Raw genomic sequence first — 26,395 nt, 5'->3', positions numbered from 1 at the left:
GGGCTACCAGCGCCCCAGAATGTCACTGGCGAGCACGACGGCGGCGGGTCCCGCCGTCGACGAGCGAAGCACGTGGTGGCCCAAGAGCGCGGTGACCGCGCCGACGTCGCTGAGCTTCGTCACTTCGCGCGGTGAAATGCCACCCTCCGGGCCGACGATGAGCAGGACTTCCCGGCCCGTTCCGGCATCCGCGTCGGAAACCTCGGCGTGCCACTTCTCCAGGACATCCCGCAGCGGACGTTTCGCGTCCTCATGCAGGATGATCGCCAAGTCAGCCGCGGCAACCGCCGCAGCCAGGCCGGAGCCGTCGACGGCGGCACGCACCTCGGGAATCCACGCGCGCCGCGCCTGCTTGGCGGCTGCCGTGGCGACGGACTGCCACTTCGCGTGGGCTTTGGCAGCCCGCTCACCTTTCCAACGGACGATCGAACGCTCCGCCTGCCAGGGCACGACGGCGTCGATCCCGAGTTCCGTTGCCGTCTCGACGGCAAGTTCGTCACGGTCGCCCTTCGCGAGGGCCTGGACCAACACGAGCCGCACGGGTGCCCGGTGCTCCTCCTGGACAGCGGAGGCAAGGACTGTCAGGGTTCCCTGCCCGGATTCGGTCACGGTGCCCGTGAGCCGTTTTCCGGCACCGTCGGCAATATCGACGGCTTCGCCGATTTCCAGGCGCTTGACGGTGACAGCATGCGTGGCTTCGGCGCCGTCGAGCACGAAAGTGTCTCCAGGGCCGAGCCCGTCAAGCGTTCCGGCTGCTGCGAAGAATACGGGGTTGCTCACCGCTACAGGTTACCGAGCTTGTCCCGCAGCTTCGCGAACATACCGCCACTGGCCACGAGCTTGCCTTCGGTGAACTGCTCTCCGCGCAATTTGGCCAGTTGGCGAAGCAGGTCTTCCTGGGCGGCGTCGAGCTTGCCGGGCGTCTCTACGTGCAGGTGCACCTTGAGGTCTCCCCTGCCGTAGCCGCGAAGATGGGTGACGCCGAGGCCGCGCAGGGTGATGACTTCGCCGGACTGCGTGCCGGACTTGACGTCAATTTCCTGGGGACCGTCGAAAGTCTCAAGCTGCAGCTCAGTACCCAGTGCCGCGGCAGTCATGGGAACGCTCAGCGTGGCGTGAAGGTCGTCGCCTTCGCGGATGTAGGTGGAGTCACTGTTGACCCGGATCTCCACGTAGAGGTCGCCGGGAGGGCCGCCCGCGGGACCTGCTTCGCCTTGCGACGACAGCTGGATGCGGGTCCCGGTAGCGACGCCGCCAGGCACCTTGACGGTCAGTGAACGGCGGCTGCGGATGCGGCCCTGGCCGTTGCACTCATTGCAAGGATCCTTGATGATCGAGCCGAAACCTTCGCACGATCCACACGGTGCGGCAGTCATGACCTGGCCGAGGATCGAGCGCACAGCCCGCTGGACCTGGCCCGAGCCGCCACAGATGTCGCAGCGCTCCGGGTGGGTCCCCGGACGGCAGCATGAGCCTTCGCACGTGGGACAGATGACGGCGGTGTCCACCTCAAGCTTCTTGTTGACACCGAACACGGCCTCACGCAAGTCGATGCGAACGCTGATCAGGGCGTCCTGCCCGCGGCGCATACGTGATGCGGGGCCCTGCATGCCGCCACCTCCTCCGCCGAAGAAGGTATCGAAGATGTCCTGGAAGGCGAATCCCTGGCCCGCGTATCCTCCACCGAAACCGTTGTCGGTCCCGTTCTCGTTGCCAGTGGCGTCGTAGACGCGGCGCTTCTGTGGGTCGGAGAGGACCTCGTAAGCGTGGGTCACCGCCTTGAATTCCTCGGCTGCTCCGGCCCCGGGGTTCACATCGGGGTGCAGCTTACGTGCGAGTTTGCGGTAGGCCTTTTTGATCTCCTCGCCGGTTGCTTCCGGCGAGACGCCCAGAACGTCATAGTGACTGCTCAAAGTCGGTATCTCTTCCTTGTTTACGGTTCCACTGCGTTTCTTGCGAGGCGCCTTCCAGCCGAGGCTGTCAGCCGCCCAGAATGCGGGAAAGGTAGCGTGCGACGGCACGGACGGCCGCCATGGTGTTGGGATAATCCATGCGGGTGGGTCCAAGAATGCCGATCTTGGCACTGCTGCCAGGACCGTAGCCCGTGGCAACCACCGAAGCCTCGGAGAGGCCGTCGTAGGGGTTTTCTCGGCCGATGCTCACCGTGACTCCGCGGGGGTCCTCCGCCATATCCGACAACAGCCGCAACATGACCACCTGCTCCTCGAGCGCTTCGAGGACCGGACCGATGCTCAGCGGGAAGTCCACGTTGGAACGGGCCAGGTTTGCCGTGCCTGCCATGACCATGCGCTCGTCGCGGCTCCGCTCGGCAAGCCTTTCCAGGCCGTGGGCAAGCGCGCCTGCAAGGTTGCGAAGCGTCGGCGGGCACAAGGCAACCACCGAGGGCAGGACTTGCGGCATGAGGTCGAGCTGGGAGCCGGCAATGCTTCCAAGGAACCGCGCGCGCAAGGCCATGAGCTCTTCGTCGGTGGCGTCTGTCGCTGCGTGCACAACACCCTGTTCCACTTTGCCCGAATCGGCGATCAATACCACCAAGACCTGGCGCGGTGCCAAAAGGACAAACTCGATGTGCCGGACGCGCGCGCGGCTCAGGTGCGGGTACTGGACGACGGCGACCTGGTTGGTCAGTTGGGAAAGGAGCCGGACGGTGCGCTCAAGGATGTCCTCGACGTCGTCGGGTCCCTCAAGCAAGGAATGGATGGCCCGGCGCTCGGCAGCCGAAAGCGGCTTGACCTCGGAGATCCGGTCGACGAACAGGCGGTAGCCCTTGTCCGTGGGAATGCGGCCGGCACTCGTGTGTGGTGCTGCAATGAGGCCTTCTTCTTCCAGAAGTGCCATGTCATTGCGGATGGTGGCGCTCGACACTCCCAAATGGTGCCGCTCGACCAAGGCTTTGGAGCCGACCGGCTCGCGGGAGTGAACGTAGTCCTCCACGATGGCGCGTAACACCTCAAGCTTGCGTGGTTCGCTCACTGCCCACCTCCAATCAACAATTCAACAATTAGCACTCAACATGCCCAAGTGCTAACAAGTCTAGTATGAGCCACCTCGTTGTTAGCATTGGTACCGCTCGCGGCGAACATGATTCCCGCGCGGCCGTGGGTAACGCCACGGACCGTCAACGATCCCCCTAGCAAAAAGGTGTGAAGACCGTGTCTTACGACAATTGGGGCCCGCAAGACCTCTCCTCGCCTACAAAACGGCAACTTCCTGAGGTGCCCGTTGAACGCGGGATGGTCCTCGAGGACGTGCAGTCAGGTTGGGTCGGTGCCGTGACCAGGGTGGAGAAGTCCGGGGGCATGCACATCGTGGTGCTTGAGGACCGGCGGGGAAAAGCCAAATCGTTCCGCCTCGGATTCGGATTCCTCCTGGAGGGACAAGCAGTAAAGCTCGTACCCCCGGCTCCACGCGCGGCGGCCGCCAAGGGCGCGGCGCAAGCTGGCAGGACGGCATCGGGATCCGTCCGCGTCGCCGGGCAGCGGGCCCAAGTCGCCAAGGCGAGCCGGATCTGGGTGGAAGGCAAGCACGACGCCGAACTCGTGGAAAAGGTGTGGGGAGATGATCTCCGGGTGGAGGGCATCGTCGTCGAGCCCTTGCACGGCGTGGACGATCTCAAGGCGGCCATTGCCGGGTTCTCCCCCGGCCCGGGCCGCCGGCTCGGAATCCTCGTGGACCACTTGGTACCGGATTCGAAGGAGTCGCGGATTGCTGCCGACGCCATGACACTGCCGGGCGCCGCGGGAAACGTCCTGATCGTGGGACATCCCTACGTGGACGTCTGGCAGGCCATCCGGCCCAGGGTGTTGGGGATCGAGCAATGGCCAACCATCGCGCGCGGCACGGATTGGAAGACCGGCATTCTGAGGTCGTTCGGCTGGCCGCATGAGACGGCCGAAGACGTCGGATTGGGTTGGCAAAAGCTTCTGGGCGCCGTCCACAGCTACGCCGATTTGGAGGCCTCTTTGCTGGGTCGCGTGGAGGAAGTGATCGATTTCCTGACCGTTCCGTGAGGATTGCCTGCCCCCGGGCACAGGAGTTGGTCGGCTGATCGCGTGCCGAGCAAGTATTCTGGGACAGCAACACCGCACCGATAGATACTCGAAGGAAGATACTGTGGCAGACAACGCTCCTGACGATCGGGATGGCACCTCGGGCCAGTCCCAGTACCACGGCGTTCCTGCCAACGCGCTGCCCTTGACAGCCTCGGAAGACCGGCAGTGGGCAACCCTGGCGCACTTCGGCGGGATCCTTGGCTGCGTGCCTTCGCTTCTGATCTACCTGATCTTCCGCGAACGTGGCCCGTTCACGGCACAGGAATCCAAGGAAGCCCTCAACTTCACTTTGCCTCCGACGATCGCCGCAGTACTCGCCAACATCCTCGTCTTGCTTCCGGTGGTCGGAAACCTCTTCGCCGTCCTTGCCACGGCGATCTGGGTCGCGGTGACCTGTTTCTCGGTGTCGGCCGGAATCCGCGTCAACCACGGTCAGCCGCACCGCTACCGCTTCAACCTGCGCTGGATCAAGTAGCCGGTCTTCATGGATGCCGGCTCGCGCCAACCCCTACCGCCGGACGTTAGTCCGGAAGGATCCGGCGGACCACGGCGTCCGCGAGTAGCCGGCCCTTGAGTGTGAGGACCAGTCGTCCTTGGAAGGCCGCAGCAGGCTCAACCAGGCCGTCGGCAATGAGGCCTGCGACGGCGTGGCGTCCCACCTTGTCGAGCGCGTCGACTTGAAGCCCGGTGCCGAGCCGGGCCTCCAGCATGATGCGCTCCACTTCCCGGGTGCCGGCGTCGAGCGTTTCACGTCCAGCGGCGGGCGACACTCCGCCACCGAGCCTGTTGGCATAGGCGGTGGGGTGTTTGACGTTCCACCAGCGGACGCCGCCCATGTGTGAATGCGCGCCGGGTCCGATGCCCCACCAATCGTCTCCGCGCCAGTAGGCAAGGTTGTGTTTGCACGCCTGTTCGGGTGTGCGGGACCAATTGCTGACCTCGTACCAGTCCAGTCCGGCGGCACTGATCAGCTGGTCGGCGAGTTCGTATTTGGCGGCGTGGTCGTCGTCGTCGATTCCGGGAACTTCTCCGCGCCGGATCTGTGCCGCCAGTTTGGTGCCTTCTTCCACGATCAGCGCGTAGGCGCTGATGTGGTCCGGACCGTAGGACAGAGCAGTCTCCAGTGAGGTCCGCCAATCAGCCATGGACTCGCCGGGAATGCCGTAGATGAGGTCGAGGCTCACGGCGAGGCCGGCGTCGCGCGCCCATTGGACCACCAAAGGGACCCGGCTGGGAGTGTGTGTACGGTCCAGGACTTTGAGTACGTGAGGGACCGCCGACTGCATGCCGAAGGAAATCCGCGTAAAGCCGGCGTCGGCGAGCAGCTGGAGGGACTCGGGCGTCACAGAGTCCGGATTCGCCTCAGTGGTGACCTCGGCTCCGGCTTCCAAGCCCCAGTGCCCGACGGCGGCCGTCAGGATGCCTGCGAGATCTTCAGCAGGCAGGAGGGTCGGCGTCCCGCCGCCGAAGAACACCGTGCTCAGGGGCCGCTGCGGGAGCCCGGAGGCTTCCATGGCCCGGACGGCGAACTCCACTTCCGAAATGGCAGTAGACGCGTAGGCGTCCTGTGAGGCACCGCCGCCAAGCTCGGTGGCGGTATACGTGTTGAAATCGCAGTATCCGCAACGGACGGCACAGAAGGGTATGTGGACGTATAGTCCAAACTTGCGTGAATCGACGCCGTCGAGCACCTGCGGCGGCAGGAGGCCGTCCGCAGGTGCCGGGTCCCCGAGGGGAAGAACGCTAGGCACGGATTTTCCTTCGTGCCCGTCTTGCAGTATTCCGGGCGAAAAGCCGCATTACTTCTTGGCCTTGTCCTTGGATTCGTCGGTGGTCAAGGCTGCGATGAACGCTTCCTGTGGAACTTCCACGCGGCCCACCATCTTCATGCGCTTCTTGCCTTCCTTCTGCTTTTCCAGAAGTTTGCGCTTACGGGTGATGTCACCGCCATAGCACTTGGCAAGGACGTCCTTGCGGATGGCGCGGATGCTCTCACGGGCAATGATCCGCGAGCCGATGGCGGCCTGGATCGGCACCTCGAACTGCTGTCGGGGAATGAGTTCGCGCAGCTTGCCCGTCATCATGACGCCGTAGGCGTAGGCCTTGTCCCGGTGGGTGATGGCGCTGAAAGCGTCAACCTGCTCACCCTGGAGCATGATGTCCACCTTGACCAAGTCGGCAACCTGCTCGCCGTCGGCCTTCCAGTCCAGCGAACCGTATCCGCGGGTCTTGGACTTGAGGATGTCGAAGAAATCGAAGACGATCTCGGCAAGCGGCAGGCGGTACCGGATTTCCACCCGGTCTTCGGAGAGGTAGTCCATGCCGCCCATGACGCCGCGGCGGCTCTGGCACAGCTCCATGATGGCGCCCACGAACTCATTTGGCGCCAGGATGGTGGCGGACACCATAGGTTCGCGCACCTCCGAGATCTTGCCGGTGGGGTATTCGCTCGGGTTGGTGACGTGCAGGACCCGCTTGTCCTCCAGCGTGACCTCGTACTCAACGTTGGGAGCGGTGGAGATGAGGTCGAGATTGTACTCGCGCTCAAGGCGTTCACGGGTGATTTCCAGGTGCAGCAGGCCAAGGAAACCCACGCGGAAACCGAAGCCCAGCGCGGCAGACGTCTCCGGTTCGTAGACGAGTGCTGCGTCGTTGAGCATCAGCTTCTCGAGAGCGTCCCGGAGCACGGGATAGTCTGTGCCGTCCAAGGGATACAGACCGGAGAAGACCATGGGCTTGGCATCGGCGTAACCGGCGAGGGATTGCGAAGCGGGCTTGGCCAGGTTGGTCACGGTGTCGCCGACCTTTGACTGGCGGACGTCCTTCACCCCGGTGATCAGGTAGCCTACTTCGCCGACGCCCAGCCCCTTGGAAGGAGTGGGTTCCGGAGAGCTGACACCGATTTCCAGGAGCTCGTGGGTGGCACGGGTGGACATCATCTGGATCCGCTCGCGCGGGTGCAGCATGCCGTCGACGACGCGGACGTAGGTGACCACGCCACGGTAGGTGTCGTACACGGAGTCGAAGATCATGGCGCGGGCCGGTGCGTCGGGGTCGCCTACAGGAGCCGGGAGATCGCGGACGATCTTGTCCAGCAGGGCCTCCACGCCAACACCGGTCTTGCCGGATACGCGCAGCACGTCCTCGGGGTCGCCGCCAATCAGGTTGGCGAGTTCCGCGGCGTACTTTTCGGGCTGGGCGGCCGGGAGGTCGATCTTGTTGAGCACCGGGATGATGGTGAGGTTGTTTTCCATCGCCAGGTAGAGGTTGGCGAGGGTCTGGGCCTCGATGCCTTGAGCGGCATCCACCAAGAGGACTGCGCCTTCACAGGCTGCGAGGGAACGGGAAACCTCATAGGTGAAGTCAACGTGGCCGGGGGTATCGATCATGTTCAGGGCGTAGCTGGTGCCGTCAAGTTCCCAGGGCATGCGGACAGCCTGGGACTTGATGGTGATGCCACGTTCGCGTTCGATATCCATACGGTCCAGATACTGGGCCTTCATGTCGCGGGACTTAACGACGCCGGTGTACTGCAACATGCGGTCGGCCAAGGTTGATTTACCGTGGTCGATGTGGGCGATGATGCAGAAGTTCCGGATGATGGCCGGATCTGTCGCGGCGGGCACCGGTGCGGTGCGGGCCATGGGAGACACGCAGGATCCTTACTGTCGATACTCACACGGCCGGTCTCCGGACTGGTCTGGACCATCCCGGCCGATGCCGCATATCTGAACTAATAGTCTCCCATGAACACGGCGCCGCTTGTGCACTGGCACGGCAGGGGAAAGTACGGTGGTTCCATGGCATCGGACACACACTTGCTTGGCAGACTCCTCAGAGGCTCCCTGGGCTACCTTCGACGGATCATCGGACCCCCGGCCGGCACACCCCCTCGCCGATCCCCGCAAGGCGGGGCCGCGGCGAAGGCGAACCGGACACGGAACGCAAGCGCCGACGTCGGGCAGCTTTCCCGCCCGTATCCGGGCGACTTCACCGGCGCGGTGTCGCCGCGGTACTCCCCCCATCCCGACGGCAAGCCGGACCCGGGAGAGATCGTGTGGTCCTGGGTTCCGTACGAAGAGGATTATTCCCAGGGCAAGGACCGGCCGGTCCTTTTGATAGGGCACGACGGCGCGTGGCTGCTGGGGCTGATGCTGACCAGTAAAGACCACGACAACGGCCGCCATTCAGATGACTACGTCGACATCGGCACCGGCTCCTGGGACCCCCAAGGCCGGCCGAGCGAGGCCAAGGTGGACCGGGTGGTTCGCGTCAATCCGGCGGACGTCCGGCGGGAGGGTGCCGTCCTCGACAAACGCACTTTCCACCTTGTGGCGCGCCGGCTCAACGGGCAACACGGCTCGGCATAGACGCGAAATCCCCGGAAAAGCGCCGAGTCTGATAATATTTATGGCTGTGTGTCCGTGCAGGTCGACGGCCACTCATGGTTGGCTGCCATAGGCATCCCCACGCCGCTCAGTCGATGGCCAACCTGAAAACCCTCTAGACCATTTTCCGCATTAAAAAGAGAGTTCACACACGTGGCTAATATCAAGTCCCAGAAGAAGCGCATCCTCACCAACGAGAAGGCTCGCCTGCGTAACAACGCCGTCAAGTCTGAGCTGAAGACGGCCATCCGCGCCGTCGCCACCGCCGTTGAGTCCACGGACAAGGATGCCGCTGCAAAGGCTCTTGTTGCTGCTAGCCGTAAGCTGGATAAGGCTGTCAGCAAGGGCGTTATTCACAAGAACAACGCTGCAAACCGCAAGTCGGCGATCTCCAAAAAGGTCAGCGCACTCTAAGGTTTATCCAGTTCGACTGAGCTGAACGTGAGGCCGGCACCCCTGGGTGCCGGCCTCAGGTATTTAACGCGGAGTCCGACGGGCCGGGCCGCAGGGGCTACTGACGACGCGGAAATGGACCCGCGACGCTGGGTCCGACTCACGTCGCGCAAACGGACCAGTGACGCGTGGATTCGGGCGTCGCCAGGAATATGCGTAACGCCCGACAAGCCGGGTGTCGAGTGGGCTTAGCGGCCGCGGGCCGCATTGGCAATGACCGTGACGGCGTGCTCTACCGCGTACACGGGATCCCGCGAGAGGCCCTTCACCTGGGCATCCGCTTCAGCCGTGACCTGGATGGAACGGACCAGGCCTTCGGGAGTCCAACGCCGAACGTCGCGTTGGGCCTGTTCCACGAGCCATGGCTGCATGCCAAGCTGCTTGGCGATCTGTGCCGACGACCCCTGGGCTCCGGCAACCTTGGCAAGGGTACGGAGCTTGGCTGCGAGGGCGGCAACCAGCGGGACCGGGTCAACCCCGGTGGCGAGGGCATGGCGGAGGCTGGACAGGGCCTGCGGTCCGTTGCCGGCCATGGCGGCGTCCGCAACCTTGAACGCGGTAGCTTCGACGCGGCCGCCGTAGTACCGTTCCACTGTGGCTGCGTCCACGGTGGTAGTGGCGTCCGCGATAAGTTGGTTGCATGCCGCAGCAAGCTCGGAGAGGCTGGCGCCGACTGCATTGACGAGGGCCTGGACAGCTTCCGCTTCGACACGGCGGCCGCCTGCCTTGAATTCCGAGACCACGAATGCTGTTTTCTCGGCGTCCTTTTTCAGGGGCTGGCAGTCCACCACCGGCCATCCCGACGACTTGATGGCGTCCAGGAGCTTCTTTCCGCGCACCCCGCCACCGTGGCGAAGGACCAACACGACATCGTTCTCCGGTTGGGCGACGTATTTCAAGGCATCGGCAAGGAAGGCATCGTTCATTGACTCGAGGCCCTCGATTTCGATGAGTTTGGCCTCATCGAACAGCGACGGCGTGACCGCCATTGCGAGGGAACCGGATTCGTAGCTTCCGGCATTGAGCCTGCTGATTTCCACTTCCGGTGCCGCGGCCCGCACCTGCGAACGGATCCGATCCATCGCACGGATACCGAGGTACTCCTCAGGGCCGGTGATCAGTACTACGGCGGATGGTGTGATGTCCCGCCAGCTGGCGGTGTTCGCCGCGGAAGTCTTAGCCTTGGAGACCTGGGCAGCAGCCAATGTTGCTTCCTTCCAGAAGGTTTTTTGCGGACTCCCAGTCTCCCACGTTCAGCGTCCAGCGTGGTGATCTTCATGCCCGCGGGCCGCCTTCCGGAAGACGGCGGCCCCCGGAATGGCCCTCGGTCCAGCGGCGGCGGATAGCCGACTCCCCCGCGGCTATAAGGAACACCAAGCGGCGGTGCAACGAGAGTACGGCCGTGCCTACCCACGTTGGATGCAGGACCAGCCACACCATCAGGATGGTCACGACAGACCAGATAATCATGGTGACGATTCCCGTGGGACCTTCCGGCCACGGCAGGGCCGCCCCCGGAAGTCCTGCGAAAAACCTGGCGATTGCCGCCACCATTTCCGCGCTGACCCCGGCAACGGCTATCGGAACAACTGCCAACCAAGGAAACAGCGGAACCAGTGGAACCGCAATGGTGCCCAGGATCGTCACGGGTGCGACAAACGGAGCGACTGCGATATTCGTCAGCAATGAAAAGCTGGAGAACTGCGGTTGCAAGGCCACGATGACCGGGCTGCACAGAAGCTGCGCGGCCAAGGGGACGGCGACGGCGGAAGCCAGCCAGGAAGGGATCCATGCTGGAGCCCAGGATGCGATGGGCCGTGCCAACAGGACAATTCCCAGGGTGGCGAGGACCGACAAAAGGAATCCGATGCTCGTGCCAAGCGAGGGATCCAGGATGAGCAGGCCAGTCACGGCAAGGCAGAGAAAGCCCAGGCTCCGGCCCCGCCTGCCGGCACTTAGCGCGCTGAGTCCGATTGCACCCATGACCGCCGCCCTCAGGACACTCGCGTCCGGTCCGACCATCATGACGAAGGCCGCCAAGCCTCCAAGGGCCGCGACTGCCGCGATTCCCCTGGCAAGCCGAAAGCTCCTGGCCAGAAGCACCAAGCCGCCAAGAATGAGGCTGCAGTTCGCTCCGCTCATTGTTGAGTTAGGAGGTGGGTACTGGTGGGTACTTGTTACGCAGAATCTCCGCTGGTTGCCGAGTCCCAGCCGTACTTTGCTCAAGGGGGTTTTAGACTCTCAGGATGCGAGAGAACGACTTTTTCGAAGAGGCAGAGGCCGCCGATGTTTGGGCCCGTCAACAGGAGACGCTAAACACTGATCTCATAGAGCGAGTCCACGCAGGACCACTTAAATCTGCTACTGATGTCGAAATCGCCGTCCCCTTGGCCAGACTCGTCCATGACGAGTATCGAAATCGCGGCACTGAAAATAGTCCCAGGATCTCGGTTCATGAGTCCCGCGCCGTAATGGCTGCCCTAAGAGCGGTGTTGAAGCGCTTAGGCGTCGACTTCCGACCCCCGTTCTATGATTTCGATGGGTTCTACAGCTACTGGAAAAACAACAACGGTTCCAATTCTTGGCATGCACGTCGGCAGATGCTCTCGGAACTGTTCGATCCTTTGCACGAACAGCTCGCTGATTTGGAAGCAGGTACCGTCGCCTCGACTCTCGCCGATCCTGTATCGTCGCACCCTCGCACCGGTTGGACCCGGGTAGACGAAGAAATCACGGAACTCCGGCGGCACTTCCAGAACGCAAGAACTGAACAGGACTACCGCAATGTTGGCAATGACTGCGTGATCATCTTGGAACGCCTTTCTGAGGCTGCATACGTTCGGGAACGGCACTTGTTCGACGGTGAGGAAGTGCCTCCGGTAGCCAGCACGAAGAACCGCTTGGAACGAGTGATCGAGGTCGATCTTGCTGGATCCGAGAATGCTTCTCTTCGGAAACTTGTCCGCGCGGCGATCGAACAAGCTCAGGGCGTCAAACATGGCGCGACGATAAACCGCCGCTACGCTGGCGTGGCCGCAGACTCAGTCATTCTGCTGGCGAATATGCTGCGGCGCATCACCGAAGGATCCTCAACCCCATGACAGAACATGTTAAAGAAGCGGCTACTACCGAGTGGCTCGATCAGCCGTTTGATCCGTTGACGGCTGATGGCTGGGATCGCGCTAACTGTGTTCGTCACGGCCTCTTGAGACATACATTGGTCCATGAGGCTGGTCATGCCGTCGCTGCTGCGCGTCTCAACATCGAGTTCGTCGATGTATTTGTTCTGCCGCCGGGGACCAAGTCGGAGATGGGGAACGGTTTTTTGGGGGGTGCCCTGCAGCTGGTGCATTTCGAGAATGGCTGGGCGGTCGACCGTATCGATGACGCGTACGAAATGTACTTGATGGGAGCTATGGCTGAGCGGAACATACTGCAGCACCAACTTAAGGATGGCTTTCTGCAGGACCTGGACCGGTTCAAGAGGGCAGGCAATAACCTGAATGGGCTGCCCGAGGCAGAATTTCAACCGCTACATCTGCGAGTCAAGTCGAAAATCGATGAGAACTGGCTGCAGATCGAGCGAGACGTCAGGGCCCTGATACGAGCCTTTGCAGCGCAGTTCACTGCGTCGGGCGAGCAGGTAATGAGCGGTTTGTCGGAACCTCTACTGCTGACCTCGGCCGAAGTGCACTCGATTCTTAATATTGAAAAGCTTTCATCGTGACGGCTCCGACTGCTCGATCGAGCCGTGTGCAAGCCACCGGCTTTATCGAGGTTGCGGACCTGAGAACAGGTTGTAATCATCAATCGCTGCGCGACGCGTCGATTGTGAATGAGAAGATCGATCCATGACTGTCGATCCCGCTATGGCCAACACGTCCGAGCCGAAGCCCATGACGCTGGACACCGGCAGTCTCCCCCTCGGTGAACGTGCCCTGCGACTCATACTGGACCACGTCCTCGCAGTCGGTGACGAGGCCGAGACGACCTACCTGGAGGTCAAGAGCAGCCTGGACCTCGGCAGCAAGACAGGCGTGGCGAAGGTTGCAAAGTTCCTGCTGGGCGCGGCAAACCGCCGGCCGAAGGAGGCCGAGCGCCACTTCCGGGGCTACGCCGTCCTAGTGATCGGCGTGCAGAAGGACACCGCACCAGGTATTCCCCGCGGCGTCGAGGCTCACGAGTTGGAGGACCGGCTCCGGCCCTACCTCGGGCCTCAGTTCCCTGCGTTCGAATTCGGCAGGATCGGCGTCGACGATGATCGCGAAGTGTTGTTCATCGTCGCGCAGCCACCGCAGGATGGTCAGCCGATCTTTCCGTGCCACAAAAGCTTCCAAGGCGAAGACCGCCGGGACAGCCTCGAGGACGGTGCCGTCTACGTGCGGGGAACCAGCAACACGCGCCAGGCCCGGTCCGGCGAGGTCCAGGCCCTCGTCGAACGTGCCCGCGGCGGCAAGCCACCCATCGATCTCGAGGTGGAGATCCTCGGCTCCATCGGTCGAGTCAGTCGCGTCGACGAGGTGCTGGAACGGCTATACCAGCACGCGGAGGAACAATTCAAGGCCACCCCAGAGCCGGTTCGGAGCACGTCGCTGTTGACAATTACACTGCCCGACTTCTTCGGCAGCCCTGAGCCCAGATCGGCAGAGGAGCGTGCAGCACGCCTCGTTTCGTGGCGGAAGGAGAAGAGCACCAACATCGCAGAAGGTCGAGAGCACTTCCTTGGCGTCGCGCTGCCTGGTGCAGGAATCCGCGTCGTCAGCCGCGGCAGGTTCGTCGCCAAGCCCCACCTCATCGTGACGTTCCTCGACTGTGAGGCGCTGGAGTTCCGCGAGGCCGACGATGCCGACTTCGAGAAGGTGGTGGAACCGATCGTGAGGCAGCCGAGCCGCTACGTGCTGGGACCCGACCTCTCGGATTACAGGATCACACCGCGTGACTATCCTGTCAGCTGGACCAACCAAGGCCACGACGTCGAAGTCACGATCACACCCGAGTCGTTCCGGCCCAACGCCCCGTGGACCAGCGACCAAGATGACTATGTACTCCTGGCACGGGACCCTGAGGCGACTTCGGTGACCGTGACGTGGGTACTTACCGAGGAAGGCAATGACGAGGTCACCAGAGGCGTCCTCGAGGCCCATGCGGCAGACCTCGTCGATGCTGCTGACCTATTCAACTCGACGTTCCTCGAAGGAAATTAGTCGCACCTTGCCGCGTGGGTGCGCGAGCAGGCTGAGTTCCGGTTTGGAAAGGCGTCGCTCTAGTTAGCGGGTCGTCCAGCTTCGGTCTCCGTTTTCAGGCACGATGGCCACATGGTTAGGTATCGGATGACGGGTGTATCGGCTCCTTTTGGCGGGGCGCAGTGGGAGCGCAGGGACGACGATCGGGAGATTGCCCGACGAGTCCTGAACCTGCTGGGTGATCGCCGCATGCTCTGGAAGGACTTCTCGGCAGAGATCGAGGAGCACTGTGTCAGGTCCGCTGACCACGCACGCAAGGAACTCTCGAAACTTCTCGATAACCCTGAGATCGGACCGGAGATGATCCGCCGCGTCCAACTGCTACAGAGGCTGTTCCGGGATTTCATGGACGAAGTCGGTCCATCGGGTGACGACTGGGACCGGCGCTACAGGCTGATGGGGACCGATCCGCTGTCCATGGCGCTCGGTCGGTTGCGCGGGCTTGCGGGTTTCCAGATTGGGGAATTGGCGGCTGAGTACGGCCTCGAGGTGTCGGAAGAACTCGCCAGAATCGTTCCGGACCAGGCAGGGTGGTTCTTCGAGAGGTTCGACGGTGCTTCGGAATGAGTGGCGACTCCGACAGCCTGCGTGACCTCCGTTCTCTGGTCTGCCATCTCGCGGCCGACTGGCTCGCTGAAGCCGGGCAACGCCTTTGGGTAGATTCATGGGCCACGAAGGACCACGACAGCGAGGCCGTCGCGCTCGTGGCGCAGATGGTCGGTCAACTCGGTCAAGAAGCGGCCGACGCGTTCGACCGTGAGCGTTGGTACGCAGCCACCGCGCTCACCCGACAAATCGTCGAGGCTCACTATCTGATGGCTGCATTCCGGGACGACCCGCCGCAGCGGCAGCGATGGCTAAACGCCTCCACTAATCGAATCGAGAAGTCGTTCCGACCAAGCCAGATGAGGCAGGCGGGGGGCTTCAGGCCCAGCGAATACAAGCAGCACTGCACCTGGGGAGGTCACCCCGGCCCATCGGCTCGGTGGCTTCTTCCAAATCACGACGGCAACGTTCACCCAGGCATCCTCGTTGCCGACCTTGCCACACATCTGACAGAAGCCGCCGACCTGTTTGCATCCGCTGTGAATACTCTGCCGAACGCACCCGCCCTTGCCGGGAACCTTCCATCCCAGGGCGATCTCCCGGATGCCTACAGTCACTGGCGCACCGAAGATCCGTTCGCGGGCCGCTTCATATTGCCTGCCAGCACAGCTAACTCTCCAGTGGCAGAGAGCGAAGGCTAAAGCTGCGCTGGCAGCAAGGTGGCTCAGAGTCGGCTTCTCTTCCACACGCCCCTCAATGATGGGCACTTGAGGGAGGGCCAGGCCTGCCTGCGCAGAGCGGTTGTCGGGCACGCTCATTCTGGCGTAGTGGAAAGTCCTCGGTGCGACGTTTCAGTGTGCCTGCAGGGGCCGGGCGTGTGGCAAGGTTGGGTCATGCATATTCGACTGGAGGCCGGAGCCGATCACGTCGAGGAACTGGCGCACGAGAGAAATCCCATTCAGGCGGTCATCGAACTCGTGTGGAACAGCCTCGATGCGGAAGCGAACGAGGTCCGAGTTGATCTCGTTCGCAACGAAGCAGAAGGTGTCATTGGCGTCACAGTCCAAGACGACGGGCATGGAATCAGCCGGGATGAGATCAGCTCGGCCTTCAGATGGGTGGGTAACTCGTGGAAGCGCGGCGCTCAAACTACCAAGGGCCCGCAGGCGCGCCCGCTTCACGGTAAACGAGGCCAGGGGCGACTCCGCGCGTTCGCCCTGGGCAATAGCGTCCGTTGGATCTCGGTAGCCAGCGACACCACGGGGCGGCGCTACCGTTCCGAGGTTGCGGCCACCGTGCCTGATCGCAACGACTTCACCGGGCCGGAGCCTGTTGAGACCACCGACAGCACCGGGACGAAATTTGAGGCAACCGGCCGCGATAACCTGAACCGCCTTGATTCGGATGGAGCAAAGGAACAGATCACCGCCGCCCTCGCTCCTTACCTCATTTCGTATCCAGATGTGTCAGTGGTCTACGACAACCGCCCAATTAGCCCGGCGCAGGAGATTGAGAACGACACCAAGGTAAGCCTGTCCTGGCAGCACGAGGGTAAGGTTCACGAAGCCGAACTCCGCATCATTGAATGGAAGGGCGGCAAGGGGCGCACGCTTCATCTGTGTGATGACAAGGGAGTACCGGTCGACGATCTGCCGGCCAAGCCAGCAGCTGATTTCCGGTACGCGGCATACATCATGTGGTCGGAGATGCCGGAACACGCCGGCGAATGGATGCTCGCCCAGATGGAGCAGGACCCTGGTGTCATCGCGGCTCTCCTGCAGGCCGTCAACGCCCGGTTGACGGCATACTTCGACGAACGGCGGGATGAGCAGCGAAGGGCGTTGGTGGAGTCCTGGAAGGAGGATGAAACCTACCCCTACAAGAACGTCCCGGACTCTGAGGAGCAGAAGGTAGAACAGGCTACGTTCGACGTCGTCGCAACGGCAATACGGCGTCGGCTGCCGAAGAAGATGGAACAGCGCCGGTTGATGCTGGGGCTTCTCAAGGAGACGCTGCAACAGCATCCGGCCGGTGTCGGCGACCTACTGGACCAATTCGTCGGTTTGAGCATGGACGAGAAGAACCAGTTGACGCGGCTCTTGACCCGTTCGTCGCTTTCCCGCCTCATTGCTGCTAACACGAGCGTGACCAACCGCCTCGATTTCTTGGCGGCGCTGAGGATGCTGGTCTTCGACGAAGACGCATCCAAGGTCGTGAAGGAACGAAAGCACCTCCACACAATGCTGGAAAGCGAGCTTTGGGTCTTTGGAGAGCAGTTCAACATGATGTTCTCCGAGCGCGGCCTCACACACGCGCTCCGGCAGCATCTGACCATGCTGGGACGAGACCCCAAAGGGGCAGAGAACGTGCGCCTCACCGACGGCTCCACCGGCAGGCTGGATCTCATGCTGTCTGCCAAGACCAAGGAGCACGATCGCATCCGCCACCTGGTTGTCGAGCTCAAAGCCCCGGCAGTAAGAGCCACCGATACGGAGGCCTCGCAAATCAAGAAATACGCGCGGGCGGTCGTGGCCGACAGGCAGTTCGCGGACATGAACTCCGAATGGGATTTCGTCCTCCTCGTCACCGACTACGACGATTCCGTACGCAAGGACATCAACCAGGATGGCAGGCCGTCCGGTATCCTCGACCAGTCCCGCATCGACCCCAACTCACCAGTTAACTACCGCGTGTGGGTCAAGAAGTGGAACGAGGTACTTGACGAAGCAGGGCGGCGACTCGACTTCTACCAACAAAGCCTCAAACACGACCCCACCATTGACGACGTCCGGCGGTACCTCATGGAACACCACGGGGACGTCATCCCACAGGATCTCTTTCCTGAAAATGAAGAGAAGGCGAGCTGACCAATGGAACGATCACGCGTCCCGCTCCCCGAACAGTCGTACCTCGCGAGGATCGGCGAGGTCGCATACACCGTCTCGTCGATGGAGTGGACAATTCTCGGTGATCTGCACCGCCTCGCGGATCGGCTTCCAGACGACCTCGTGCTGAACAGGCTGGAGCCCATGATGACGTCAGGAATCGCCGGCGCAGTCAGGAACGCCGCGAAGGCTGCCAACGAAGGACCGATCAAGGACTACCTGACCGAGGTGTACAGCGCGCTCTACGTCGCCGCCGAAATCAGGAGCGACGTGCTGCGCGCCCGACCCGCCACGCACCCGGATGAGGGGCAGCGGCTCAACCGCTCGGAGACGCGGAACAGTCGAACTACCGGCAGGCGCTTGTGGATCGATGATGAATGGTTCGACTCCGCGATCTTGGGGCTAAACGAGAAGCTCTCCGCCGTATCCCGCGTCAGGCCCCCGTTCGTCCATATCGCAGAGGAGAAGTGATGCCTTCAGATAGTGGGCAGCCCGTTGGTCCTGACAGACTGCGGAAGTTCGATCGGAACCTGATGGAGACAGGCCGCCCACTCGCCCACCGAGTAGTCGAGCCAGTCCCCTTCTGCTGGTTCTGCGACAAAGTCGCTGGGACTCGGTCGAAGGAGCACATCTTCCCTCAGTGGCTTCTCAAGCATCACGGGGCCATGGATGAGCGGGTCCATCCCATCCGCATCAGCATGCCCCTGGGTGGCGTCGTCGCGTCTGAACGCGGAGAGCGCCCGCTGCGCTCCCATTTCAACGGCGAGGTCTGCGCCGCGTGCAACAACGGCTGGATGTCCTCGCTGGAGGTAAGCGCCATGCCGGTCCTGACTCAGGGCCCGCGTCGCGGGCGCATCACCGACGCCGAAGCCACGATCCTGGCGCGGTGGTTCGCGAAGACGGCAATCAACCTGAATGTGTCACAGCCCTTCAGGCTCCTCGTCGACGGGCCTTCCAGGCATGCCCTGGCAACCAGCATCCCGGATCGATTCGCGGTGCACCTTTTCCGCGTCCGCAAGCAGAACGGGGTCTTCGACTGGGTTCAGAAGTCACCGGATGCGGCGTCTTGTCCGCAGGCCCAGATCGATGGAATTCGACGGCTCATGGAACTCACCTTGGTGACGCACATCCGCATCGCGGATCTCGTCGCGGTCGTCATCCACGCCCCGGAGCCGCTGCGGCCAACGGACGTGACCCCCGACGGGACCGCCCGGATCTACCCATTGCCCGATCGCCTGCCAGCTTGGGAAGGGCTACCCTTCCACGACGACTACCTGGGGCCGTTCACCCACATCGACCTGATCTGAGATCCGCCGCAGCGGGGAGGAACGGCCGAGTCACTCGTTCTAAGTGAGGCCTTCGTACGGGAGGTCGTGAGCTTCGGTAGGCTTCCGCATGCTCCACAAGTGTGGGCATGAGTACGACACGCATGACGTTCTGCTGTGCGCCTACCGAATCGGATACCGCCAAAGTGAGGTGGAACAGGTAGGCAAAGACGCCCAGAGCATCCGGGAAATCGCCGAATTGTCACCAAGACCGAGCGACTCGGTCGGACAACTTAGAATTCTGGAAGGCCAAGGACCTGTAGTGACCCCAAACCTTCCTCGATCCAGATGCCGTCCTGCAAATACGTATCCATTGAAGAATGAGTCGATCATGGTTACTACGCCATGAACCGACTCGGATTGGACATTCCTTTGCCGCAGCACCCTAAGCCGCTCAGCGTTTTACAGTCCAAAGTTTTGAAATGGGTCAATGACGGCTGTCCGGGTAGTGTCTTCGAAGGCTACTCACATCGAATAGCCGCCCGAGCCTTGGCGGACGATCGATACATCACGATTACAGGCAAGGGGCCGACTTGGACCGCCGCGATCACCCAGCTGGGTGTGGAGCTGCTCAAGAGCATCGATGGCTCCGATGCCAACAACCACACCGACCAATCTGAAGCCGACAACTTCATACAGAAGCTCACTGCCGCTGGTGGAGTCCTTGAGGTCGAGGGCGGATATTCGCACCGCGCAGCCAACGATGCCCTGATCCGTGACGTCATGAAGTCAGACCTCCGCCCGAAAGGCTACAAGCTCGAGATAACGAGCGTTGGGTCGTGGCAGAGCCCACGGTACGAGGCACGTTGGGCGCGTCATTTTGCTGATGACGTCGACGGGCGTCCGGTCCCGATTCCGGACACGGTGGGCAAATATCACCCGGTCGCCAAAGCGTTCCGCGACGGCACACGGGGGGTGTCGAAAGAGCACGTCGCCCGGGCTGCGAAACTGCTGCACGCGCTGGCCACGGAAAGCGCTGCCCGCGGCTATGAGGTCACGCTGCCGTCGAGCCACAAACGCACCAACTCCCGTGGCACCACGACTCTCGAGGGCGACATTGCCATCACGATCGGTACAACCATCGTTTCATTGGAAATGCGGGAACTTCCCCCGAACGGCGGCGCTGCAAGGCCATACATTCCCAAATACAACCCTCGAGACCAGTCCCGGCCGCTGGTCATCAACACCGATTTCGTATCAACGGGGCGGTTCCAACTGGAGTTGACGCAGGAGTATTCAACTAACGGTCGCCGGGAACGGTTTCGCGACGGAAAGCGGCAGCAACTCGACAGCGCCCTGCCGGCCATACTTCGCGAGATCGAAATTCAACATCTGGAAAACGAGTGGAAGCGCGAGCAAGCACGTCTCAAGGAGGAGGACACGCAGCGACGCTGGGAAGCAGCCATGAAGCGCGCCCGCATGCGAATCCAGGACCACCACAAGGCCCAGCAGCTCAAGATACAGGCTGACGCGTGGGCAGAAGCCGGCATGCTGCGCAAGTACGTGGACGGCCTTGAGGCGAGAGTGTCCTCAGAAAGGGATGCAGAGCTGGTCAATCGCGGGATGGCCTGGCTGGCATGGGCCCGCGACTACATCGACGCCAAGGATCCCCTGCTTCGCCCCATCGAGGTCCCCGTTCTGGCAGACTATCGCGATGAAGACCTTGTGCCGTTTCTCGACGGCTGGAGTCCACACGGACCGCATGGGATCAGGTAGAAGCGTATCGCTTTGAGCATGCGGTGATTTCTGCCAGTTCCCGGCCCTTCAAGGGCACTATCGCCAGTCCAACAAAAGAGAGGACTGGTTCGCTAGCCTAGGGCTAACGACTATTGGGGGAAACCAGTGAATGTAAGTCCAGCCTTTGGTGTAATTGGTGTGCTGTACGCGATTTTTACGATCGTGCTGGCCGGACTGGCGGTATACGCCCTGGTCCTCGTCATCGTGTTCCTCCGGTTGCGGATCGCTGAGCTGAAGCAGGCTGGACGGCCCAAGGACGACCCCCTGCGGTGACGACACTGGCAAGCGCATGACCCAGACGAAGCGCACCGCGCCCGATCCTGAGTGGGTGCCGATGTACCGGCAGGGCATTCCCACACCGAAATCACCGCGGCCGCCAGCGTCAATGAAACCACGGTCACGTACCACCTGGCCATTGCCGCCAAGCTCGTCCGCAAATCGTCGGGGTATCTGGCATGGCGGTTTCTCTCGCAGGTTTTGGATGTGCGTCAGTGGACAGAGAGTTCCGCGGGGACAGACGCGGCGATTCGGGAAACAACATCCTTAGTCGCTAGAGAAGACGTGTCGATGACGAGGTCAGCGTCTTTGATCATCCATGTCCGAGCCGCCGCGTACCTTTCGACGTGATCCAACCTCCATTGCCTGGCGGACAACTCGACCTGGTCGTTCTCAATTCGGTTCCGGAGGGTTGCTTCGTCTGCGTCCAGCAATACATGGAACACCTGATCGTCCAGATCACTGAAACTTGCTTTCAGTTCTGACCAATAGTCCTGCCGCAGCACGGTCTGGACGGCCACCAAGTGTTGTCCGGTATGCCGACGAATTTCGAAAGCTGTTGCTGGGACCAGCGCCCGCCAGGCCGGCAGATCCTGGAAATCCCTGAATGCCTGGTCCTTCAGACTGTGCATAAGCATGTAGCCGACCGCTTCGGGGTCAAATAGCCGTAGAGCAGGCTGCGCCTCAAAGTGCCTGGCCGGTAGTGGTCTTTCCCACGCCAAAGGTTCCGTTGATCCAAATCATCATGTCGCCGACGGTACCTTCTCCCAGGGGAAGCCTGTGGGCAGCAAGGCTCGTGTCCGAAAATCGGTCCCCCACCGGGACGGTGATTCCTCGGTGCTCTACCAAGGTGTTCCCCGAAGGTCGATCGGACCGGAGGGCCACGATGCGACGGGTTTAGCGGCGGAGCAGATCAGGATCGGGGTATCCGTGGATTCGATCACTGTGGTTCCGTCCAGTCGTGAAAAACACCGCGCTCGTGTGCGGATCCGTTGCCACCAGCAGGACTCATAGAACGGTGCCACGTCTTCACGGCAGCCGAGGTACCCGAAATCCACGCCAGCCGTGTGCATAGCCTCCCGCACGCGCCTCATCAGCAGGGTGCCGAGTCCCGTCCCTCGCGCTCGAGATGCTACAAGTACCCCGCCGGTGCCTCCCACCGGGACCTCGATGGAGCCGACGTCGATCAGCCTCCTCTGGAATCCGACATGGCCGATGATGCCCAGACTATTGGCTGCGAGGACATGAACATCGGCTGGCGAATACCCGTAGGGAGAGTCGGGGTTCCACGGACCGCACTTCTCGTAATACTCGGCGTCGAAGAGGGACCGAAGGCCCTCAATGGTCCTGTGAGGAAGGCGGCCGTGCCTGAGACGCGGATCGTTGTCCGCATCGCTCTATCCTCACACGGCGATGCTCGTGTCGCTGATCGATCGGCTAACAGGACTGCACGATCTCTATGCCTACAATTGCCGCGCGAACCAATTGACAGGAGTATGCCGTGCACGACAGCCGCATTGTTGACGTGGCCATCCATGACGTGTCCATTGCGCACATGGCAGAAGAAGGTCTCCTGGCCTGGTTCCAGTCGAAATGGCTCAAGGATCCGCGCCCCCTGGCAGCCGATGTGTGGGTGTTCTCGCCGGACTTCCAACGGATACTCGTCGTTCAGCATCGCTGGCGCGGCCTCGTGCCGCCCGGCGGACGGGTAGAACAGGGCGAGACCCCGCGCGACGGAGCAACTCGCGAGCTTGCGGAAGAGACGGGAATTGAACTTACTGTCGCCGACCGTCCGGCGTTCGCAGCGGCCCGCTCATATCGATCAGACTGGTCAGCGACGCTGAACTTGTCATATTGGGCGATTGCCGACCCTGAAACAAAGCTCAATCCGGAGGCCGGCCAACCCGCGCGCTGGGTCGACATTGGTGCAGACTGGCGAACTTTCCATAAATCGGATGCCGCTGTGATAGCCCGGTTTGCAGAACAACAGAACACCTAAGGCTGGTGCGAGCTCAGCATCAATTAGGCGGGAATCGTTCTAAATATTCTTCGTCTGTCCGGGCGCGAACGACCCCACCAAGTGAGAATCTGGAGACCATCATGACTGCAATCTACACCTGGGACGTGTTCACCACCCTCGATGGCTTCGGCTCGTACAACGCCCACGGCGACTGGGGCGGTTACTGGGGCAAACAAGGTCCCGAGTTCCTGGATCGCCGCGCCGCACAGTACGGCGAAGAACTGCGGCTGGTCCTAGGAGCGAACACGTTCCGGATGTTCCAGCGGTTCCTCGGAACGCTCTCGCGGGATTCAGAGGCCATCGATCCCGTGAACACCAGGATGAAGCACCAGCCCACGACAGTGCTCTCGTCCACGCTGGAAGAGCCTCTCGACTGGCCCGATGCGACTCTGGCACACGGCGACGCCGCCGATGTCGTCGCACGGCTCAAAGATGAATCCGAGATCCCGCTTCGCTCGCACGGTAGCCTCTCGCTGAACCGGACCCTTATGGCCGCTGGCCTCGTTGACCGGCTCCAAGTGACCATCTTCCCGGTGATTAGCGGCCAGACCGGAGACGCACCGATCTTCGCCGGTGCCGCCGACTTCGACCTGGAGCTGATCGAGAGTCGTACGCTCGACGGCCGCACCCAGGAACTCCTCTACCTTCCCACTCGGCATCACTGACAGAACACCGCGAGGAGAATCACCATGACTTCGTGTGGTAGTTCCGCAATTGATACCTTTTGGGTGTGGGAATGCGGAACTATCTTGTTGAGGGCGTTTCAGGGGCTGGTAAGACCTCTGTGTGCCGCGAACTCCGGCGGCGCGGATATCACGCGATCAATGGTGATCGGGAACTTGCCTATCAAGGTGATCCGATGTCCGGAGAACCCCGGGAAGGTGTCACTGGCCTTGCTGTCCACGAACATCACATCTGGCACGTAGAAGAAGTGAAGTCGCTTGTTGCTGATCACAGGAATTCGATGACGTTCTTCTGCGGTGGGTCAAGGAACTTCACGGACTTCATTGACCTGTTCGACGAAGTCTTCGTTTTGACCATCGACCACTCAACGCTGCTGCGTCGGCTGGGTGAGCGAAGCGCGGATGAGTGGGGAGGAAGTGGTCGGCAGGCAGAGCGTGAGTTGATCGAGCGCCTTCACTGCACGGGGGCCGACGTTCCTTCGACTGGCGTGAAAATCGATGCAACCTTATCTTTGTCGGCTGTCGTCGACGAGATCCTTCGACGAGTGAAGATTTAGACGGTTCAGCTCTTGCTAACAAGACCAAGGCTGGCAGGTGGGCACCAATCAAACCGTCACAACCGACGGCGAGTCCGGGGGTGCGCACGAGTCGAGCCGTACTAGTAGGCTCCGGTCAGACTGCCATACTCAGCCTGGTTCATGGTGCGAAGAGACTTGGCAGACGGGGGAGATTCTGCGTAGGCCCACCCACCCCTATTGCCGACAGTGTCTGACCTTTACCCGCCCGCTTTACATGGCCGTGAACGCCGTCATTTCTGTGCGTCCGGCCTGTTCTTCCACATGGACGTGGTTCACCTGACACCTGAAATGACATGATCTAATGTCACTCAGGCCCGCCGCGGAGGCCGCCAAGTGTTCCAGCCTGGAACGACCTCATCAAGCGCCTCCAGCCGTGCGCTCACCAGCAGGCCGCGAGAGAGCTTCAGCCGCTGCACGTGCAGCCACGTTCCGATAGAGCGTTCGGCTTCATCGGCGCTGTTCTTGTAGGACGGCCAGCGTTCATGCTCTGACCAATATGCTGCGAGATACTGCAGACGCTCGACCCAGGCAGCTGTGTCACGTCCGGCCCGGGAGCGCTCATGCCAACTGCCCGTGGCATCCAGCGATGCCCGCCGGGCAGGCAGGAGGGTCCCGCGCCGGCTCGCGGATCGTTGAACACTTAACCAGCGTCCGAGTGCCTTCTCGGCAGGATCGGTACTGCTGCCCGACGGTGTGCGGCCCTCTCTGAAGAGGAAGGCTGCAAACTCTTCGCGCCGGGCGAGCCATCCGACCGTCAGTCCGGCTTTGGTCTGGGTAACCGGGGGCCGGTTCGCCAGATGTCCCTCTTGCAAAGATGCGTCCCAGCGCTTGGCCCACCCGATGGCCCGGTTGACGTCCCGTTGCGGCACGGAACACAGATCAGCGATCCGAGCCTGGGTGAGCCCGCTGCGGTACATGAGCTCCCACTCCTCACGGCTCTCGAAACGACGCTCAGTCATCTTCTCCAGGCAGTGATTCGTCGATCTCTCCGGCGGCAATACGCGCAGCAGTTCTCCGGTACGCCTCGTCAATGTAGCTTTGAATGTCCTCCAGACCGATGCGCCAGGTATTACGTCCGCCGATCTGAATTCCCCGCAATTCACCGGCCTTCAGAAGCGATCTGATCAAAGGCTGTCCTACGTTCAGGAACTCAGCCGTTTGCTCTACTGTAAGGAATCGCAGTGGCGGCGGAGGCTTCGGTTCAGACATAGGAACATGTTATGCGCCGACCAAACGTGCGGCACGCTATGGTGAATCTTCCGACACGACGACAGTGTGGGCGCACTGGACAAGGGCTTCTTTGACAAACTCAGGTAATGCAAACGCCCACGCCTATTCACCCTTGGCCCACGGTCAACCCGGCGCACGGCAACGTGACATTACGTCAGTTCTGCCCCGAGGACTTTGGTACTGCCATGGAACTGTCGCGTGACCCATACATCCCAGCGATCGGAACACTCCCCCTAAATGCCACGGCAGACCAAGCCCGGCTATGGGTGGAACGGCAGCAGACACGCCACGCCCAAGGCGCTGGATTCTCCTTTGCCATTATCGATAACGCTCAAGGTCGTTGGGCGGGTTTCGTCGGCTTGTGGGTTCGTGAACTGAGTGAAGGACGGGCGAAAGTCGGCTATGGCATCGCCCAGTCCTTCAGGGGTCGCCGGCTCGCCGCCGATGCTGTGCGTGCAGCCACACAGTTCGGTTGGACGATACCGGCCCTTTATCGAACCGAGCTCTACATCGAGCCATGGAATACAGCGTCAATCAAGACCGCCGAACAGGCCGGCTACATCCGTGAAGGACTTCTCAGATCCCATCAGGAAATCAGCGGTGAGCGCCGGGACATGCTGCTCTACTCGAACGTACGAAACTAAGATAGAAGCCCCCGCAAGACGGTTCTTCAGCATTCGGCCAAACCCGCAGTTGCGTTCATGAACAAGGGGACGCTTCGGAGGCTGGATGTGGAGTATGGCGGCAAGTCCGTTACCGTGCTCGGAAAATATTCAACTCAGAATACGCCCTAGCGATGCTGGCGGCCGCGATACCTCCCGATTTGCCCCTTGACGACGGCCAGCGTGCGGCTGCCATGGAAGTTCCGCTAAGGGTGGTTGAATGCTCCACGGTCCAGGCAGGTGAGGCTGTAGAAGCCTTCGACGAATGGTATGCCCAGGCGCGGCGTGCTGCCGGG

At 61.8% G+C, this 26,395-nt stretch carries 29 protein-coding genes; 18 read left to right on the top strand and 11 right to left on the bottom strand.

Annotated elements, in window-relative coordinates; genetic code table 11:
* Positions 1-3: 3 nt before the first annotated feature.
* The 3 genes from LFT47_RS11540 to hrcA all read right to left on the bottom strand — a co-directional run bounded on the left by LFT47_RS11540 (position 4) and on the right by hrcA (position 2,994).
* Positions 4-780, bottom strand: coding sequence for a 16S rRNA (uracil(1498)-N(3))-methyltransferase (locus LFT47_RS11540; protein ID WP_236810847.1), 777 nt, complete (start codon positions 778-780; stop codon positions 4-6).
* Positions 781-782: 2 nt separating this feature from the next.
* Positions 783-1,913: a molecular chaperone DnaJ gene (gene dnaJ / locus LFT47_RS11535; RefSeq protein ID WP_059390014.1), complete on the bottom strand. Its 1,131-nt coding sequence runs from the start codon at positions 1,911-1,913 to the stop codon at positions 783-785.
* Between the two features lie 67 nt (positions 1,914-1,980).
* On the bottom strand, positions 1,981-2,994 hold the full coding sequence (gene hrcA, locus LFT47_RS11530) for a heat-inducible transcriptional repressor HrcA (protein WP_236810846.1): 1,014 nt from the start codon (positions 2,992-2,994) through the stop codon (positions 1,981-1,983).
* A 179-nt stretch (positions 2,995-3,173) separates the two neighbouring features.
* Between hrcA and LFT47_RS11525 the strand changes: the two genes are divergently transcribed.
* Together LFT47_RS11525 and LFT47_RS11520 are read left to right on the top strand one after the other, a co-directional pair.
* Positions 3,174-4,031 carry a DUF3097 family protein gene (locus LFT47_RS11525; protein WP_236810844.1) on the top strand — a complete coding sequence of 286 codons (858 nt, stop codon included), beginning with the start codon at positions 3,174-3,176 and terminating at the stop codon, positions 4,029-4,031.
* A 103-nt stretch (positions 4,032-4,134) separates the two neighbouring features.
* Entirely contained in the window at positions 4,135-4,548 is a 414-nt protein-coding gene (locus LFT47_RS11520) for a DUF4870 domain-containing protein (protein WP_059390016.1), read from the top strand.
* Between the two features lie 46 nt (positions 4,549-4,594).
* Here the strand turns inward: LFT47_RS11520 and hemW are convergent, their stop codons facing one another.
* Together hemW and lepA are read right to left on the bottom strand one after the other, a co-directional pair.
* Complete coding sequence (gene hemW, locus LFT47_RS11515) at positions 4,595-5,824, bottom strand: radical SAM family heme chaperone HemW (protein WP_236810841.1); 1,230 nt, start codon at positions 5,822-5,824, stop codon at positions 4,595-4,597.
* Positions 5,825-5,872: 48 nt separating this feature from the next.
* Entirely contained in the window at positions 5,873-7,726 is a 1,854-nt protein-coding gene (gene lepA, locus LFT47_RS11510; protein ID WP_236810839.1) for a translation elongation factor 4, read from the bottom strand.
* A gap of 147 nt (positions 7,727-7,873) precedes the next feature.
* Here lepA and LFT47_RS11505 point away from each other — a divergent pair, with 147 nt between their 5' ends.
* Positions 7,874-8,443 (top strand): type II toxin-antitoxin system PemK/MazF family toxin, encoded by a 570-nt coding sequence (locus LFT47_RS11505; RefSeq protein ID WP_236810835.1) that lies wholly within the window; start codon positions 7,874-7,876, stop codon positions 8,441-8,443.
* A gap of 171 nt (positions 8,444-8,614) precedes the next feature.
* Positions 8,615-8,875, top strand: a complete 261-nt coding sequence (rpsT, locus tag LFT47_RS11500) for a 30S ribosomal protein S20 (RefSeq protein ID WP_236810834.1) — start codon at positions 8,615-8,617, stop codon at positions 8,873-8,875.
* A gap of 227 nt (positions 8,876-9,102) precedes the next feature.
* Here rpsT and holA read toward each other — a convergent pair whose 3' ends face one another.
* Together holA and LFT47_RS11490 are read right to left on the bottom strand one after the other, a co-directional pair.
* Positions 9,103-10,119, bottom strand: coding sequence for a DNA polymerase III subunit delta (gene holA, locus LFT47_RS11495; protein WP_236810832.1), 1,017 nt, complete (start codon positions 10,117-10,119; stop codon positions 9,103-9,105).
* Between the two features lie 70 nt (positions 10,120-10,189).
* The gene (locus LFT47_RS11490; protein WP_236810829.1) at positions 10,190-11,056 is read right to left on the bottom strand and encodes a ComEC/Rec2 family competence protein; all 867 of its coding nucleotides are present in this window, start codon (positions 11,054-11,056) and stop codon (positions 10,190-10,192) included.
* A 104-nt stretch (positions 11,057-11,160) separates the two neighbouring features.
* On the opposite strand from LFT47_RS11490, the gene LFT47_RS11485 reads away from it, so the two are divergent.
* From LFT47_RS11485 to LFT47_RS21380, 10 genes are all read left to right on the top strand, one after another.
* Positions 11,161-12,015 (top strand): hypothetical protein, encoded by an 855-nt coding sequence (locus tag LFT47_RS11485; RefSeq protein WP_236810826.1) that lies wholly within the window; start codon positions 11,161-11,163, stop codon positions 12,013-12,015.
* On the top strand, positions 12,012-12,641 hold the full coding sequence (locus LFT47_RS11480; RefSeq protein ID WP_236810824.1) for a hypothetical protein: 630 nt from the start codon (positions 12,012-12,014) through the stop codon (positions 12,639-12,641). The genes LFT47_RS11485 and LFT47_RS11480 overlap by 4 nt, the downstream gene beginning before the upstream one ends.
* A gap of 124 nt (positions 12,642-12,765) precedes the next feature.
* On the top strand, positions 12,766-14,118 hold the full coding sequence (locus LFT47_RS11475) for a hypothetical protein (RefSeq protein ID WP_236810823.1): 1,353 nt from the start codon (positions 12,766-12,768) through the stop codon (positions 14,116-14,118).
* 126 nt (positions 14,119-14,244) lie between these two features.
* Complete coding sequence (locus LFT47_RS11470; RefSeq protein WP_236810821.1) at positions 14,245-14,724, top strand: DUF6650 family protein; 480 nt, start codon at positions 14,245-14,247, stop codon at positions 14,722-14,724.
* Positions 14,721-15,404, top strand: coding sequence for a hypothetical protein (locus LFT47_RS11465; RefSeq protein ID WP_236810819.1), 684 nt, complete (start codon positions 14,721-14,723; stop codon positions 15,402-15,404). Before LFT47_RS11470 ends, LFT47_RS11465 begins: the two co-directional genes overlap by 4 nt.
* A gap of 192 nt (positions 15,405-15,596) precedes the next feature.
* Complete coding sequence (locus LFT47_RS11460; protein ID WP_236810818.1) at positions 15,597-17,570, top strand: ATP-binding protein; 1,974 nt, start codon at positions 15,597-15,599, stop codon at positions 17,568-17,570.
* Positions 17,571-17,573: 3 nt separating this feature from the next.
* Positions 17,574-18,059 (top strand): hypothetical protein, encoded by a 486-nt coding sequence (locus LFT47_RS11455; RefSeq protein ID WP_236810817.1) that lies wholly within the window; start codon positions 17,574-17,576, stop codon positions 18,057-18,059.
* Between the two features lie 194 nt (positions 18,060-18,253).
* A complete protein-coding gene (locus LFT47_RS11450) occupies positions 18,254-18,895 on the top strand; it encodes a hypothetical protein (protein WP_236810816.1) in 642 nt (213 codons plus the stop codon).
* 378 nt (positions 18,896-19,273) lie between these two features.
* Positions 19,274-20,629: a hypothetical protein gene (locus LFT47_RS11445; RefSeq protein ID WP_236810815.1), complete on the top strand. Its 1,356-nt coding sequence runs from the start codon at positions 19,274-19,276 to the stop codon at positions 20,627-20,629.
* Positions 20,630-20,788: 159 nt separating this feature from the next.
* Positions 20,789-20,923: a hypothetical protein gene (locus tag LFT47_RS21380; RefSeq protein WP_272909579.1), complete on the top strand. Its 135-nt coding sequence runs from the start codon at positions 20,789-20,791 to the stop codon at positions 20,921-20,923.
* A gap of 215 nt (positions 20,924-21,138) precedes the next feature.
* On the opposite strand, the gene LFT47_RS11440 is transcribed toward LFT47_RS21380, so the two are convergent.
* Together LFT47_RS11440 and LFT47_RS11435 are read right to left on the bottom strand one after the other, a co-directional pair.
* Positions 21,139-21,558 carry a hypothetical protein gene (locus LFT47_RS11440; RefSeq protein WP_236810812.1) on the bottom strand — a complete coding sequence of 140 codons (420 nt, stop codon included), beginning with the start codon at positions 21,556-21,558 and terminating at the stop codon, positions 21,139-21,141.
* A gap of 210 nt (positions 21,559-21,768) precedes the next feature.
* Positions 21,769-22,269, bottom strand: coding sequence for a GNAT family N-acetyltransferase (locus LFT47_RS11435; RefSeq protein ID WP_336885440.1), 501 nt, complete (start codon positions 22,267-22,269; stop codon positions 21,769-21,771).
* Positions 22,270-22,427: 158 nt separating this feature from the next.
* Between LFT47_RS11435 and LFT47_RS11430 the strand changes: the two genes are divergently transcribed.
* The 3 genes from LFT47_RS11430 to LFT47_RS11420 all read left to right on the top strand — a co-directional run bounded on the left by LFT47_RS11430 (position 22,428) and on the right by LFT47_RS11420 (position 24,186).
* A complete protein-coding gene (locus LFT47_RS11430) occupies positions 22,428-22,925 on the top strand; it encodes an NUDIX domain-containing protein (protein ID WP_236810809.1) in 498 nt (165 codons plus the stop codon).
* Positions 22,926-23,026: 101 nt separating this feature from the next.
* Complete coding sequence (locus LFT47_RS11425) at positions 23,027-23,611, top strand: dihydrofolate reductase family protein (RefSeq protein ID WP_236810806.1); 585 nt, start codon at positions 23,027-23,029, stop codon at positions 23,609-23,611.
* 71 nt (positions 23,612-23,682) lie between these two features.
* Complete coding sequence (locus LFT47_RS11420; RefSeq protein ID WP_236810804.1) at positions 23,683-24,186, top strand: AAA family ATPase; 504 nt, start codon at positions 23,683-23,685, stop codon at positions 24,184-24,186.
* A 329-nt stretch (positions 24,187-24,515) separates the two neighbouring features.
* Here LFT47_RS11420 and LFT47_RS11415 read toward each other — a convergent pair whose 3' ends face one another.
* Both LFT47_RS11415 and LFT47_RS11410 read right to left on the bottom strand, forming a co-directional pair.
* Positions 24,516-25,166, bottom strand: a complete 651-nt coding sequence (locus LFT47_RS11415) for a helicase associated domain-containing protein (RefSeq protein WP_236810801.1) — start codon at positions 25,164-25,166, stop codon at positions 24,516-24,518.
* Positions 25,159-25,416: a helix-turn-helix domain-containing protein gene (locus tag LFT47_RS11410; protein ID WP_236810799.1), complete on the bottom strand. Its 258-nt coding sequence runs from the start codon at positions 25,414-25,416 to the stop codon at positions 25,159-25,161. Before LFT47_RS11410 ends, LFT47_RS11415 begins: the two co-directional genes overlap by 8 nt.
* A 107-nt stretch (positions 25,417-25,523) precedes the next feature.
* Here LFT47_RS11410 and LFT47_RS11405 point away from each other — a divergent pair, with 107 nt between their 5' ends.
* Complete coding sequence (locus LFT47_RS11405) at positions 25,524-26,081, top strand: GNAT family N-acetyltransferase (RefSeq protein ID WP_236810797.1); 558 nt, start codon at positions 25,524-25,526, stop codon at positions 26,079-26,081.
* Positions 26,082-26,395: the final 314 nt, after the last annotated feature.

Source organism: Arthrobacter sp. FW306-2-2C-D06B (assembly GCF_021789175.1).
Taxonomy (GTDB): domain Bacteria; phylum Actinomycetota; class Actinomycetes; order Actinomycetales; family Micrococcaceae; genus Arthrobacter.
Note: the sequence above shows the minus strand (reverse complement) of the source record. Positions and strands in the feature narration are given on the sequence as shown.

Coding starts and splice junctions, on each gene's coding strand:
- LFT47_RS11475 (WP_236810823.1), top strand. CDS start 12,766: ATGACTGTCGATCCCGCTATGGCCAACACGTCCGAGCCGAAGCCCATG.
- LFT47_RS11425 (WP_236810806.1), top strand. CDS start 23,027: ATGACTGCAATCTACACCTGGGACGTGTTCACCACCCTCGATGGCTTC.
- LFT47_RS11455 (WP_236810817.1), top strand. CDS start 17,574: ATGGAACGATCACGCGTCCCGCTCCCCGAACAGTCGTACCTCGCGAGG.
- LFT47_RS11480 (WP_236810824.1), top strand. CDS start 12,012: ATGACAGAACATGTTAAAGAAGCGGCTACTACCGAGTGGCTCGATCAG.
- LFT47_RS11405 (WP_236810797.1), top strand. CDS start 25,524: ATGCAAACGCCCACGCCTATTCACCCTTGGCCCACGGTCAACCCGGCG.
- LFT47_RS11450 (WP_236810816.1), top strand. CDS start 18,254: ATGGATGAGCGGGTCCATCCCATCCGCATCAGCATGCCCCTGGGTGGC.
- LFT47_RS11470 (WP_236810821.1), top strand. CDS start 14,245: ATGACGGGTGTATCGGCTCCTTTTGGCGGGGCGCAGTGGGAGCGCAGG.
- LFT47_RS11490 (WP_236810829.1), bottom strand. CDS start 11,056: ATGAGCGGAGCGAACTGCAGCCTCATTCTTGGCGGCTTGGTGCTTCTG.
- LFT47_RS11415 (WP_236810801.1), bottom strand. CDS start 25,166: ATGACTGAGCGTCGTTTCGAGAGCCGTGAGGAGTGGGAGCTCATGTAC.
- LFT47_RS11465 (WP_236810819.1), top strand. CDS start 14,721: ATGAGTGGCGACTCCGACAGCCTGCGTGACCTCCGTTCTCTGGTCTGC.
- LFT47_RS11420 (WP_236810804.1), top strand. CDS start 23,683: ATGCGGAACTATCTTGTTGAGGGCGTTTCAGGGGCTGGTAAGACCTCT.
- LFT47_RS11505 (WP_236810835.1), top strand. CDS start 7,874: ATGGCATCGGACACACACTTGCTTGGCAGACTCCTCAGAGGCTCCCTG.
- LFT47_RS11485 (WP_236810826.1), top strand. CDS start 11,161: ATGCGAGAGAACGACTTTTTCGAAGAGGCAGAGGCCGCCGATGTTTGG.
- LFT47_RS11460 (WP_236810818.1), top strand. CDS start 15,597: ATGCATATTCGACTGGAGGCCGGAGCCGATCACGTCGAGGAACTGGCG.
- LFT47_RS11410 (WP_236810799.1), bottom strand. CDS start 25,416: ATGTCTGAACCGAAGCCTCCGCCGCCACTGCGATTCCTTACAGTAGAG.
- LFT47_RS11440 (WP_236810812.1), bottom strand. CDS start 21,558: ATGCACAGTCTGAAGGACCAGGCATTCAGGGATTTCCAGGATCTGCCG.